This is a genomic window from Roseivirga sp. UBA838 (assembly GCF_002296035.1).
GTDB classification, from domain to species: domain Bacteria; phylum Bacteroidota; class Bacteroidia; order Cytophagales; family Cyclobacteriaceae; genus Roseivirga; species Roseivirga thermotolerans.
In genome coordinates this window covers 54,900-69,017 of the sequence record NZ_DBHC01000047.1, presented here as the reverse complement: position 1 = coordinate 69,017, position 14,118 = coordinate 54,900, and the positions used below count along the sequence as shown (strand labels likewise).

Below are 14,118 nucleotides of genomic sequence, written 5' to 3'. Positions count from 1 at the left end.
TGTGAGGACACAGCTTGTGGCTAGTAAACTGGGTCTAACAAATGCCATCTAAATGAGTAACTCTATATTATAATCATAGCGAGCAATCCGCTCAGCGCCTCAATTCCAAAAGGCGGTCTCAAAAGCTACCATTTTCGTCATTCCCAGCTTGACTGGGAATCTCTTTCGGCCTACAGAGTTAGTTTGGGGAGATTCCCGATCGCTGTCGGGAATGACAGTTAGCTTTTGAGACAGCCTCTTTTTTTAAGGGTTTATTGAGTGGATGAGAACCCTGCTTTTGCCGCCAGGTAGGCATGCGGTTCGAAACCTCAATTTACAGAGCTGCGCGAACCGCCTTGAAGTATAAATGGCATGGCGAGTCATGTGCCCAGCGTCTCAAGTGAATTGGCTCATCGCTTTGGCGGCCTTTAAAGGAGGGGCTATTCCAAGGTTTGACCAGGAATTTTGGCGTCTAAATAAATAGCTTTCAATGGCCGTATTCTGGTCATTACCAGAATACAGAAGCTCTTGTTATCAGTATTTTCAGGGCTCAATTTTTGGGAGGGGAGGCTGCAAAATCTTTTTCTGTATTTTACACCTGAGGTCGAATATTTTTCTAATTTCCTTTGATTTTATGGCTTTCCTAACAGTTCAATTTCGGTCATTTCCAAAGGTTTCATACATTCTTTGCGAAGTGGTTATTTATACTGATTCTAAATTAATTAAATGATCGTTGAGTCTTCTGTAAAATGCTGTGAATCAGGAATCTATAGAGTGGTTTTAAGGGGCTTTTTACTGGTTTTCAAGAATAAAATTTAGTTTGAAATAAGGCCTTCTGATACTACCTTTGCCACGAGTTTCAAGAATTGGGACAATCTGTGATCAAAAATAGACTTTACATGGTAGCTAGAAAAACCATTGTTCGTTATGCGACAGCATGCCTGCTAGTATGCTGTTTTGTTTTTTCTGGGCAGCAATCTTTTGCACAACGCGATGCTGTACCAACCGATGAAGCCATCATTGCTGAAGGAGAAAAACTCTTCAACGAATATCAGTGTAATTCCTGTCATAATGTGGTTGGAAAAAAAGTAGGGCCGGCATTGGCAGGTGTTTACGACCGCAGAGATTTGGACTGGATTTACAGCTGGGTAAAAAATTCTCAGGCAATGATTGCCTCAGGAGATCCACAGGCTACGGCACTCTGGAATGAGTACAAGCCTTCGGCCATGACCCCTTACGATCTGGAGAATGATCAGATTTTGGCCATTATGGCCTATGTAAGAAATGTAGAGGAGAACCCTCCGGCCGACAAGAATACTGTAACCGGTGGTGGTGAAGAAGGGCCTGCTGGAGGTTCAGGAGTGCCTGAATCTTACCTTAATATAATAGTAGCGGCTCTTATTGTGGTGCTGGTACTTATTCTTATTGTATTGGCCATCATTATTGGGGTGCTTAAAAAGTACCTTCAGGACAAAGAAAATATTTCTGAAGAAGACAAGGAGATTGTAAACGAGAAGTTTAGTCTGGTGGCTTTTGTAAAGAGCCCAACAGTTATCGGTATTGTCACTTTTCTTGTAATTGCTCTGGCAGCCAAAAATGTAATTGACGGCCTCTACACTATCGGTGTTCAGCAAGGCTATGCTCCAAAGCAGCCAATTGCTTTTTCTCACAAGCTGCATGCCGGTGAATATGAAATTGCTTGTCAATATTGCCACACCGGTGTGGAAATAGGTAAGTCTGCCAATATTCCTTCAGTGAATATCTGTATGAACTGCCATAGTTCAATCAAGACAGACTCTCCGGAAATTCAAAAACTTTATGCTGCTCAGGAGAGTGGCGAACCCATTGAATGGGTAAGAATTCACAACCTGCCTGATTTGGCTTACTTCAATCACTCACAGCACGTGAAGGTAGGTGGTGTAGAATGCCAGACCTGTCACGGAGAAATCCAGGAAATGGAAGTGGTGAAACAACACGCTCCATTAACTATGGGTTGGTGTATCGACTGTCACAGAAATACCAGTCTTAATACTCAAGGCAACGGTTACTATGATCGTTTGGTTGAGCTGCATAATCAAAACTCTGCTACACCAATGAATGTAGCCGATATAGGTGGTTTGGAATGTGCCAAGTGTCACTATTAATTAATTGAATTCGCGATTTCTGATTGATATACAATGAAAGAAAATCAAAAAACATACTGGAAAGGTATCGAGCAGTTGACAAACGATGCTGAGTTTGTCAAGAAGAATGAATCAGAGTTTCCTGAGTACCTTCCTATCAGCGAACAAGGAGGAGAGACCAACAACAGGAGAGACTTCCTTAAGTTAATGGGCTTTGGCGTGGCGGCAGCCACCTTGGCGGCTTGTGAAGCCCCGGTAAGAAAGGCCATTCCTTATCTTAACAAGCCTGTAGATGTGGATCCATCGGTTCCCAACTACTACGCATCTACCTATGTGAATGGTGGCGATGCGGTGAGCGTTGTGGTTAAGACCCGCGAGGGAAGACCTATTAAGGTAGAAGGAAACAAATACAGCACCATCACCAAGGGTGGAACCAACGCCCAGGTTGAAGCTTCTGTTCTTTCATTATACGACAAGGAAAGACTAACCAACCCTCTTAAAGAAGGTGCTGAGATTGACTGGGAAACCCTCGACCGTGAAGTGACAGCCAAGCTGGCAGACATTGCGGCCAAAGGTGGCCAAATCAGAATCGTGAGCAATACTGTACTCAGCCCTACCACCAAAAAGGCAGTTGCAGAATTTGTGGCCAAATATCCAACAGCTCAGCATGTGTCTTACGACCCTGTTTCGGCTTATGGTATAACTGAAGGAAACAAGAGGTCTTTTGGTGAGGCTATGATACCCTCATACGATTTCAGCAAAGCCAAAACAATCGTAAGTGTTGGAGCCGACTTCCTGGGAACCTGGATTTCGCCAATTGAATTCTCTAAGCAATACGCTCAAACAAGAAAAATTAATGAGCACCATAGAGAGATGTCGAGACACTATCAGTTCGAGTCTAATCTTTCATTGACTGGTGCCAACGCAGATTACAGAACGCCTATTAAACCTTCTCAGGTTGGGCCTTTGGTAGCTGCCATGTACAATGCCATTGCGGCCAAGGCCGGACAGCCAAAGGTGAGTGGTGGTAGCGTTTCTGCAGATCACCTCAATGCCGCAGCCAATGAGCTTTGGGCCAACAGAGGCCAGTCGTTGCTGGTATGCGGATCTAACGACCCTGCAGTTCAGGTGCTGGTAAACGGCATCAACAGTATGTTGGGGAACTATGGCACTACTATTAATGCCAACGCCCCTGTGCATTACCGACAAGGTGATGATATGGCCATGGCCAATCTGGCAAAAGATCTGAATGCCGGAAGAATTGCAGGTCTTATCTTCTTTAACTGTAATCCGCTATATAATTCAGCAGAAGCTTCGGCTTTGGCAGCCGGGGTAGCCAAGGCTACATTGACTGTTTCAACTTCCGATAGGTTGGACGAAACAGCGTCTGCCGTACAGTATGTGGCTCCAGATCATCATTACCTGGAGCAGTGGAACGATGCGGAGTTGAGAAGTGGCTATATCAGCCTTACGCAGCCAACCATTTCACCACTATTCAAGACAAGACAAGCACCTGAGTCGTTCCTTAAGTGGGCCGGACAGGATGTAGAATACTATACCTACCTTCAGAATAACTGGAGAGAAACCTACTTCACAAAGCAGAGCGACATCTCCAACTTCCAAATGTTCTGGGATAAGGCTCTTTATGATGGAGTAGTAGACTTTGGGACCACCGCAAAAAACCTGAACTATGATTTCGCTGCGGCTGCTACAGCGGCTACCAGTATAGGTCAGAATTACAAGTCGGCTGGTTCTGGATTGGAGTTAGCGCTCTATGAAAAAATTGGTATAGGAGACGGTAGCCAGGCCAATAACCCCTGGTTGCAAGAAATGCCCGACCCTGTAACCAAGGCTACCTGGGACAACTACCTGACCATTTCAATTGCTCAAGCCAACGAACTGGGTATTGAAATGAAAGAAGGAGAGACTCAGTTGGTAAGCCTAACAGTAGGAGGAAATACCATTGAAGTACCTGCACTGGTTCAGCCAGGTCAGGCCGAAGGTACGGTAGGCTTGGCCATAGGTTATGGCCGAACAAAAGCCGGAAGAGTAGCCAATGGAGTGGGTGTAAATGCCTATCCGTTCATTACCAAACTAAATGGTGCCAATACCATGGACGTGCTGGCAGGAGTATCGGTGGCAGCTACCGGTAAACCCTACAGAATTGCCCAAACTCAAACTCATCAGACCTACATGGGACGTGAAAACGTGATCCAGGAATCGGTTTTGACGGAGTATAAGAAAGATACCAAAGCCGGACGAGTATATCCTAAAATATACAAAGACGGCAAATACTATAAGCCTTCTAAAATTACCCTTTGGAGTGGTCACGAGTACAACAACCACCACTGGGGAATGACCATAGACATGAACTCTTGTACAGGCTGTTCGGCATGTACAGTGGCTTGTCAGGCAGAGAATAACATTCCTGTAGTAGGTAAAGAAGAGGTGCTCAACCGTAGAGAAATGGCCTGGATAAGAATAGACAGGTATTACTCTGCTGCCAACCCGGCCGGTAATAAAAAAGAGCTGGAGCAGGCTGCGGCCAATCCGGAAGTAACCTTCCAGCCTATGATGTGTCAGCATTGTAACAACGCACCATGCGAAACGGTGTGTCCTGTGGCAGCTACCACTCATAGTACTGAAGGTCTTAACCAAATGACTTACAACAGATGTATTGGTACAAGATACTGTGCCAACAACTGTCCTTATAAAGTAAGACGATTCAACTGGTTTAAATACCACGACAATACGCAGTTCGACAAGAACTCTTCCATGAACAATGATTTGGGTAAAATGGTATTGAACCCAGATGTTACTGTTCGAGCAAGAGGTGTAATGGAGAAGTGTAGCATGTGTGTGCAGCGTATTCAGGCTGGTAAACTGGCCGCTAAGCGTGAAGGCAGAAGACCAGTTGATGGAGAGATCAACACGGCTTGTGCATCGGCTTGTCCTTCAGATGCCATTACTTTTGGAGACCTTAACGATCCTAATTCTAAAATCTCTCAGCTACTTCAGATTGAAGAGAAGAAAGAAGGAGAGAAGGTTACCGAGCGTGTGGTGAATGAAGACAGAGCATACCATGTGCTGGAAGAGCTGAACGTGAATCCGAACGTTTGGTACATGACCAAGATCAGAAACAAGGATAAAGAAACAACAGAAGCTTAAAATAAACCGAAAGAATATGCAGGTTACTTCATCCGTAAGAAAACCTTTAATCACAGGCGGTAAGACCGTTCATGATGTTACCGAAGACATCTGTAGACAGGTAGAAGCTAAGCCCTCCAAACTTTGGGGTATGGCCTTCGGAATTTCAGTTGTCACGCTTCTCATAGGTTTTGTGGCCGTGGCCACCACCCTTTGGGAAGGAATCGGAATGTGGGGTCTTAATAAAACCGTAGGTTGGGCCTGGGATATTACCAACTTCGTATGGTGGGTTGGTATAGGTCACGCAGGAACACTGATTTCTGCCATTCTTTTGCTCTTCAGACAGAAATGGAGAATGTCCATCAACCGGGCAGCAGAGGCAATGACTATATTTGCTGTTATTTGTGCTGCTCAATTCCCAATACTACACATGGGTCGTCCGTGGCTGGGAGCATACTGGGCACTGCCTTTACCTAACACTTTCGGTTCGCTTTGGGTAAACTTTAACTCTCCGCTTCTGTGGGACGTTTTCGCCATCTCTACTTACTTCTCCGTATCGCTCGTTTTCTGGTTTCTTGGGCTAGTTCCCGACTTTGCCACCATTCGAGACAGAGCTACCGGTATTCGTAAGAAGATTTATGGTGCACTCTCTCTTGGGTGGGACGGTGCCGCAAAGACCTGGAGTCGCTATGAGTCCGTATCGCTGATATTGGCTGGTTTGGCTACTCCGCTGGTACTTTCAGTACACACCATTGTATCGTTCGACTTTGCTACCTCAGTAATTCCTGGATGGCACACCACCATTTTCCCTCCTTACTTCGTGGCGGGAGCTATATTCTCAGGTTTTGCCATGGTGCTAACGCTTATGTTGGTAACACGGGCCGTATTTAAACTGCAAGACTACATCACTATTGAACACATCGAAATGATGAACATAGTGATCATTGTAACCGGGTCTATTGTAGGTATTGCCTACATCACTGAGTTCTTTATTGCCTGGTACTCAGGAGTTCCGGCAGAACAATATGCCTTCTACAACAGAATGCAAGGACCTTACTGGTGGGCTTACTGGTCGATGATGACATGTAACGTAATTTCACCTCAGCTTTTCTGGTTTAAAAAGATCAGAACCAGCATTGCAGCCACTTTCATACTTTCAATCATTGTGAACATTGGTATGTGGTTCGAGCGCTTTGTAATTATTGTTACTTCATTACACAGAGACTTCTTGCCTTCTTCATGGGCAATGTTCTATCCAACTATTTACGATGTTGGGGTATATGTATTCACCTTCGGGCTATTCTTCACCGCGTTCTTCCTTTTTGCGAAGTTCTTCCCGGTAATCAACATGGCCGAAGTAAAAAGTATTATCAAATCATCATCTGAAAAAACTGCTTAATCATGAGTGACTCTAAGAATTTCTTATTGGGCGTCTTTGATGACGAAGATGTTTTGCTAAAAGCAGTTGGCAAAATCCGTGGTGCTGGCGTGAAGATCCACGAAGTATATTCTCCCTTTCCAGTTCACGGATTGGATGAAGAGCTTGGGTATAAGCGTTCTAGGCTTCCAATTGCAGCCTTTATGTTTGGTGCTCTGGGCACAACGCTGGCCCTGGTAATGCAAATTTGGATGTTGGGTGTTGACTGGCCCATGATTATTGGTGGTAAAAACTTTATCGCTCTTCCGGATTTTGTGCCGGTAACCTTTGAGCTTACCGTTCTTTTGGCCGCTTTTGGTATGGTGGGTACTTTTTTGGTAGCCAGCGACCTTAAGCCATGGAAAGATCCTAAGATGTTGGATTTGAGAATTACGGACGACAAGCACGTAATGGCCATCGATCTTGGTAAAAATGCAGGTCTTCAGGAAGCACAGATAAATGCCTTGTTGAAAGACTCTGGTGCAGTTGAAGTGAATAATAAAAATGTTGAAGAATAAGCCTTCTAAAGATATGATTCAGAAATTGAAAGTTTCTATTCCTATGCTGGCGCTCGCATTAGCCTGCGGTTGTGCGGCCAAGGGCGACTATACCGGCCTGGAATATGCCCCTCAGATGTATCATTCTGTGCCTTACGAGCCGCTTACGCAAATCAAAGACGAAGAGGCGGGTAAATGGCTTAGCAACAGAGAGGATGAAAAAGGAGAATTTTATAACTCCAACCCAAACAATCCTTATGCACAAAATGTCAGAAAGCCAGTAGAAGGTACGGTGAGAAGAAACCCTAACGATATGCTGCCTTACAGACTGGAAAAGGATGATATAACTGCGGCCGCTGCTATAGAAAACCCTTTCCCTGCCAGCGAAGAAATCATTGCAGAAGGCAGAAGACTGTATACTCAGTTTTGTCAGCATTGCCACGGTGCTAGTGGTAAGGGCGATGGAAAAGCCGGTGTGGCTTATGCAGGTGTGCCTTCATATACAGCACCTGCTCAGAGAAATTTGTCTCAAGGACACATCTTCCATGTCATCACTCACGGAATTAGACGTATGGGAGCACATGGTTCTCAGATTAGCGAAGATAAGCGATGGAAAATCGCAAGGTACGTTCAAACATTACAGCAACAGTAAACCGTAAATTTTTAAGAAATGGCAAAAGAAGTATTCGATTTTAACGCTGGCCTTAAGAAGAAGATCACTATAACCTTTATAGTGGGTGCGGTAATGTTGCTTATAGGGGCATTGAACCCGCAAAAAAACAGCCACCACGAAGAAGCCGGCCATGGTGACGATACACACGGAACAGAACAGCACGATGATGCTGCAGGCGAGCATGGTGACGAAGGTCATGCTTCACTCACCGATGGAGACTATGAAGTACTAGCCACCGCTGGTGGAGCCGAAGGAGAAGAAGAGCACGGTAAAGGTTGGTTCGAGCGGTTTAAAGTAGGCCTGTGGACCAATAATGTGTACTTTACCGGTCTGGCACTGATAGGTATTTTCTTCTTTGCAATACAGTATGCCGCACAGGCCGGATGGTCGGCCTACATTGTGCGAATCCCGCTTTCAATGGCTCATTGGATTTTACCTGCCGGAGTACTCATGGTGTTGACTTACTTCTTTGTGAGTCATGATGTATTCCATTGGACACACAGCGATTTGTATGAAGTGGGTGGCGATCACTACGATGGTATTATAGCAGGAAAACAAGCTTACTTCTTTGCTCCTCTGGAGGGCGGAAGTTTCCCACTGTTTTTTGTGCTTCGCATGGTTGTTTTCTTCGCACTTTGGGTTTGGTTGTTCAAGAAGTTGAAAGGCCTTTCATTGGCCGAAGATGAGTTAGGAGGAGATACCTACTGGCACAAAATGAGAAAATGGTCTGCCATTTTCCTGGTGATCTTTGCCGTGTCTTCGTCAGTTTCGGCATGGGATTGGGTGATGTCTATAGATACTCACTGGTTCTCAACCATGTTTGGTTGGTATGTATTTGCAAGCTGGTTTGTTACTGGTCTGGCCTTCATTACTCTGGTTACCGTTCTGTTGAAGGAAGCCGGATATCTACCTCAGGTTACCACCAACCACTTGCACGATCTGGGTAAGTTTGTTTTCGCATTCAGTATTTTCTGGACATACATTTGGTTCTCTCAGTTCTTACTGATCTACTACGCCAACATTCCGGAAGAGTCGGTATACTTTGTAGAGCGATTCCTTAGCGATAAATACGCTCCGTTCTTCTTTGTCAATCTGGTGTTGAACTTCTTCTTCCCATTCCTGACATTGATGACCAGAGATGCCAAGCGTTTGAATGTGTTCCTGAAGATGGTTTGCATAGTAGTAATGTTTGGTCACTTCATAGATTTCTATCTAATGATGACCCCTGGTACTATGGGAGAAAACGGATTCTTCGGATTTACTGAAATAGGAATGTACTTGATGTTTGGTTCTGCCTTTGTGTTTGTGGTGTTAAAAGCAATGTCTTCTTATGCTTTGGTACCCAAGAACCATCCCATGTTACAAGAAGCAAAACATCACCATATTTAAAATATTGACAAAAGAGATATGTTTGGTTTTTACATAGCACTTGCAGTTTTCCTAGTAGTAGCCATTCTGTTGTTGATCTTCAGAATTACTAGGCTGGTTAATGTGGTTAAAGGAACAGGAGAGGAGACTACCAGCAGCAGCAACAACATGAATGCGGTACTCATGATCGTGTTTATGGTTCTGTTCTTTGGCTTAGCAGGATGGTATTCCTGGGCTCATTTCGATGCCTACGACCCTCCGGTAGCTTCAGAACATGGTGAGTTAACAGATAAATTGTTCTGGAGAACCATGTGGATTACCGGTATCGTATTCGTGGTTACCAACATCCTTTTGTTTGTATTCTCTTATAAGTACCGTTACAACAAAAACAAGCGCGCCTTATTCTATCCACACAACAACAAGTTGGAGTACCTTTGGACTGGTGTACCGGCCATTGTATTGACTTGGTTGGTAATTTCGGGTTGGATGGCCTGGGATGGAATAATGAGCGAAGCCCCTGAAGAGTCTGAGCAAATTGAGATCATGGGCTATCAGTTCGCGTGGTCAATCCGCTACGGAGGAATGGACAACCAGGTGGGCGACTATGACTACCGACTCATTGATGCCATCAATACGCATGGAGTAGACTTCTCCGACAGAGCCAACTTTGATGATTTTATGAGCAACTCTTTGGTAATTCCTAAAGGAAAGCCGGTGTTGCTTAAAATTAGAGCCAGAGATGTCCTTCACTCTGTATTTATTCCTCACATGAGAGTGAAAATGGATGCCGTACCTGGTATGCCAACGCAATTCTGGTTTGTAGCCAATAAGACTACAGAAGAAATGAGAGTAGAAGAAGGTAATCCCGATTTCAATTACGAGCTGGCTTGTACTGAAATTTGTGGAGAGGGACACTTCTCTATGAGTAAAATTGTGACTGTACTTGAGCCTGAAGAGTATGAGAAGTGGAAGGCTGAGCAGAAGTCGTGGTTATCTAAAAACCCGTCTTTCATGTCGCAAGTACCAGATAATTTGAAAGAACTGGCCATGGTTTCGGCTGGCATTAACGAATAAAAAGAACTTAACATCATTAGAATATGGCAACAGCAGCAGAAGCGCATATTGATGTACATGGCCATGACGATCACCACGATCATGACCATGAGCAGTCATTTATTTCTAAATATATATTTTCTACCGACCATAAGACCATTGCCAAACAATTCCTGATTACGGGTATTATTTGGGCAGTAATTGGAGCGGCTCTTTCGGCTATTTTCCGTTTACAGCTTGGTTTTCCAGAGGCAGACCTCGGTTGGTTGAGGCCTCTTTTAGGTAAATGGATTTCTCCTGAAGGAACCCTTGACCCTGAATTCTATCTGGCCTTGGTAACCATGCATGGTACCATTATGGTGTTCTTTGTATTGACAGCCGGATTGAGCGGTACATTCTCGAACTACCTTATTCCATTGCAAATTGGTGCCAGAGATATGGCCTCAGGCTTTATGAACATGCTTTCTTACTGGTTCTTCTTTGTTTCCAGTGTAATCATGCTCATCTCTCTGTTTATTGAAACAGGACCGGCCTCAGGTGGATGGGTGGTTTATCCGCCACTTTCTGCACTACCGGAAGCCATGTCGGGCTCCGGACTGGGTATGACTTTGTGGTTGGTAGCCATGGTGTTCTTTATTGCATCTTCATTGTTGGGAGGTATCAACTATGTGTCTACCGTTATTAACCTCAGAACAAAAGGGATGACCTTTAGCCGACTTCCGCTGACTATTTGGGCCTTCTTCCTTACTGCGGTAATCGGTATTCTGTCTTTCCCGGTGTTGTTTGCTGCAGCTTTGTTGTTGGTATTCGACAGAAGCTTTGGAACCTCATTCTATTTGTCAGAAATCTATATCAATGGGGAGGCACTTCCCAATGTTGGAGGTAGTCCAATTTTGTACCAGCACTTGTTCTGGTTCTTAGGTCACCCCGAAGTATATATTGTACTCTTGCCAGCCCTGGGTATTACTTCAGAAATTATTGCCACTAACTCTAGAAAACCAATTTTCGGATACAAGGCCATGATTATCTCAATGATGGGTATCACATTCTTATCCTTCATTGTATGGGCACACCACATGTTCGTTTCAGGTTTGAACCCATTCCTTGGATCAATATTCATGTTCCTGACCTTAATCATTGCGGTGCCTTCGGCAGTAAAGGTGTTCAACTATCTTACCACGCTTTGGAAAGGTAACATTGTCTTTACTCCGGCCATGTTGTTCTCTATTGGTTTGGTGTCGGTATTTATATCAGGTGGTATTACCGGTATTTTCCTTGGAAACTCGGCTATCGATATTCAGTTGCACGATACTTACTTTGTGGTGGCTCACTTCCACCTGGTAATGGGTGCGGCATCATCGTTCGGTCTGTTGGCAGGTGTTTACCACTGGTTCCCTAAAATGTTTGGTAGAATGATGGACGCCAGACTTGGTTATATTCACTTCTGGTTAACCTTCATTGGTATTTATTCGGTATTCTTCCCAATGCACTACATTGGTATTGCCGGATTCCCAAGAAGATACTATTCATTTACCAACTTCGATGCCTTTAGCGGATTCACCGATTTGAACATGTTCATTTCGATTGCGGCTATTGCTACCTTCATTGGCCAGTTTATTTTCCTTTTCAACTTCTTCTATAGCATTTTTAGAGGAAGAAAGGCTCCGGCCAACCCTTGGAAGTCGACCACGCTGGAGTGGACTACTCCCCGAGTACCTGGGCACGGCAACTGGCCTGGTGAAATTCCGAAAGTGTATCGTTGGGCTTACGATTATTCTAAGCCGGGTGCTGAAGATGACTTTATACCACAAACTGTTCCTTTCTCTCAAACCATGGAATCTAACCTTCCTCATGAGAACGATATGATTGCTTTGGAGAAGGAAATGGATGCAGAGGAGATTGTGGTTCATGAAGCCAAGCACTAACAAAGGAAGGTCATTTAGGCGGTTTTCGGCCGTCACTATCATAGCCGTTTATTTGCTGATAGCGGTAGGCGGTATTGTAAGAACTACAGGGTCGGGAATGGGATGTCCTGACTGGCCCAAATGTTTCGGGAGCTGGGTTCCACCAACCGATGAAAGCCAGCTCCCGGCTAATTATAAGGAAGTATACGTTCAGCAGAGGGTTGATAAAAACGTGAAGTTTGCCAGATACTTATCGGCTTTAGGGTTCGGTGAGTTGGCCAATCAAGTGGAAAATGACCCTTCAATACTAGAGGAGGAAGATTTCAACCCGGTTAAAACCTGGACAGAATATGTGAATCGCCTGATTGGTGCGATTATAGGACTCCTGATATTTGGTACTGCGGTGCTTTCAGTGAGGTTCTGGAAAGAAGATAAACTAATCACTGTTCTTTCATTTCTTGCATTTGTACTCGTAGGTTTCCAGGGATGGATCGGGTCGATTGTGGTGAGTACGAACCTGCTGCATTGGATGATTACCATACACATGCTCATTGCTTTGGTGATTGTTTGCCTGCTCATATATGTATATCACAGATCTAAACCGGTTCAGTCTGATTATAGCTCCAGCCGTCTTGGTACGCTAAAAAGACTTACCCTCCTTTGCCTTAGTTTAAGCCTCATTCAAGTGGTGTTAGGCACGCAGGTAAGAGAGTCTATAGACATGCTGGCCAAATCGTTGGAAAGGTCTGAGTGGGTAGCCAATCTTGGGCTTACTTTCTATATCCATAGGTCATATTCACTCTTACTATTGGGGCTGCATGCTTTTCTGCTTTGGAAATTGTGGAAAGAAGATATACGGCATACGCAGTTGGTGAAACCTACCAGATGGTTGATGGCCATAGTGGTTATTGAAATAGTAAGTGGGGTCATAATGGCCTACTTTGCCGTGCCTGCTGCTATACAACCAGTGCATTTGCTTTTAGGATCGGTGATGATTGGAGTGCAGTATTATCTGTGGCTCATGTTGAGAGAAAAAGAATTGGAGTTGGCCTGAAATGGTTAATAACACAGCAAATATCAATGTAGAACTCACAGTTTCTCAAAAGGTGAAAGCCTTTGTGGAACTAATGAAAATGAGGCTGTCGCTTTTGGTAGCGTTCTCCTCTGCCTTTGGCTATGCGTTGGCTATGGGTGGCAGAGTAGACTGGATGCAACTGGCTGCTTTATTTGTGGGTGGCTGGTTGGTGAGTGGAGCCTCGTGTACTGTGAATCAGGTGTTGGAAAAAGACTATGACCGGGTAATGAAACGTACTCAGAACCGTCCATTGCCCACCGAACGATTATCTAACTCTGAATCGCTGTGGTTTGCTCTGGTAGTGGCCTGTTTAGGAATTGGCCTCTTGTGGGTATCTACCAACTTGCTTACCGTTGGTCTTTCATTGCTCTCTATGGTGCTATATAGTTTTGTATATACACCTTTAAAGCGAGTAGGGCCAATTGCCGTTTTCGTGGGAGCTTTTCCAGGAGCCTTGCCTCCATTGTTGGGTTGGACTGCGGCAACGGGGTCTATTTCCCATGAAGCGCTTATTATTTTCGGAATTCAATTCATCTGGCAGTTTCCACACTTTTGGGCGATAGCCTGGGTGGCCGATGATGATTATAAAAAAGCAGGTTTTAAGCTACTTCCGGTAAAAGGGGAGAAGGATATGAAAACGGCTTTTCAGATTATGACTTATACCCTGTTCCTGATTCCATTGGGCCTGTTGCCCACGTATTTTGGTCTTACAGGTATAAACTCGGCAGTTGTTGCCACGGTTTGTGGAGTGCTGTTCTTAGCCTCAACCATTAAGTTAATGAGAGATCAGTCGCGTAAGTCGGCATTGAGGATCATGTTTGGTTCCTTTTTGTACTTACCGATTGTGCAGATTGCGTATTTGTTGGATATGGTAAAATGATG

General features: G+C 44.5%; 10 protein-coding genes. All 10 read left to right on the top strand.

Going from position 1 to position 14,118, the window contains the following annotated elements; all coding sequences use genetic code 11:
• Window positions 1-878 precede the first annotated feature (878 nt).
• The 10 genes from B3O12_RS17310 to cyoE are packed head-to-tail and all read left to right on the top strand — an operon-like array spanning window position 879 to window position 14,116.
• Window positions 879-2,123, top strand: coding sequence for a cytochrome c3 family protein (locus tag B3O12_RS17310; RefSeq protein ID WP_286757218.1), 1,245 nt, complete (start codon window positions 879-881; stop codon window positions 2,121-2,123).
• A 33-nt stretch (window positions 2,124-2,156) separates the two neighbouring features.
• Window positions 2,157-5,270 (top strand): TAT-variant-translocated molybdopterin oxidoreductase, encoded by a 3,114-nt coding sequence (locus tag B3O12_RS17305; protein WP_286757217.1) that lies wholly within the window; start codon window positions 2,157-2,159, stop codon window positions 5,268-5,270.
• Window positions 5,271-5,286: 16 nt separating this feature from the next.
• Window positions 5,287-6,648, top strand: a complete 1,362-nt coding sequence (gene nrfD, locus B3O12_RS17300) for an NrfD/PsrC family molybdoenzyme membrane anchor subunit (protein ID WP_189630524.1) — start codon at window positions 5,287-5,289, stop codon at window positions 6,646-6,648.
• A 2-nt stretch (window positions 6,649-6,650) separates the two neighbouring features.
• Window positions 6,651-7,184: a DUF3341 domain-containing protein gene (locus B3O12_RS17295; RefSeq protein WP_189630525.1), complete on the top strand. Its 534-nt coding sequence runs from the start codon at window positions 6,651-6,653 to the stop codon at window positions 7,182-7,184.
• A gap of 13 nt (window positions 7,185-7,197) precedes the next feature.
• Window positions 7,198-7,815 (top strand): c-type cytochrome, encoded by a 618-nt coding sequence (locus B3O12_RS17290; RefSeq protein WP_189630816.1) that lies wholly within the window; start codon window positions 7,198-7,200, stop codon window positions 7,813-7,815.
• Between the two features lie 18 nt (window positions 7,816-7,833).
• On the top strand, window positions 7,834-9,225 hold the full coding sequence (locus B3O12_RS17285) for a quinol:cytochrome C oxidoreductase (protein WP_286757216.1): 1,392 nt from the start codon (window positions 7,834-7,836) through the stop codon (window positions 9,223-9,225).
• A gap of 18 nt (window positions 9,226-9,243) precedes the next feature.
• A complete protein-coding gene (locus B3O12_RS17280) occupies window positions 9,244-10,278 on the top strand; it encodes a cytochrome c oxidase subunit II (protein ID WP_189630527.1) in 1,035 nt (344 codons plus the stop codon).
• Window positions 10,279-10,301: 23 nt separating this feature from the next.
• Window positions 10,302-12,182 (top strand): cytochrome c oxidase subunit I, encoded by a 1,881-nt coding sequence (locus B3O12_RS17275; RefSeq protein ID WP_189630528.1) that lies wholly within the window; start codon window positions 10,302-10,304, stop codon window positions 12,180-12,182.
• Entirely contained in the window at window positions 12,166-13,215 is a 1,050-nt protein-coding gene (locus B3O12_RS17270; RefSeq protein WP_286757215.1) for a COX15/CtaA family protein, read from the top strand. The genes B3O12_RS17275 and B3O12_RS17270 overlap by 17 nt, the downstream gene beginning before the upstream one ends.
• A 1-nt stretch (window position 13,216) precedes the next feature.
• On the top strand, window positions 13,217-14,116 hold the full coding sequence (gene cyoE / locus B3O12_RS17265; protein WP_189630530.1) for a heme o synthase: 900 nt from the start codon (window positions 13,217-13,219) through the stop codon (window positions 14,114-14,116).
• Window positions 14,117-14,118 lie beyond the last annotated feature (2 nt).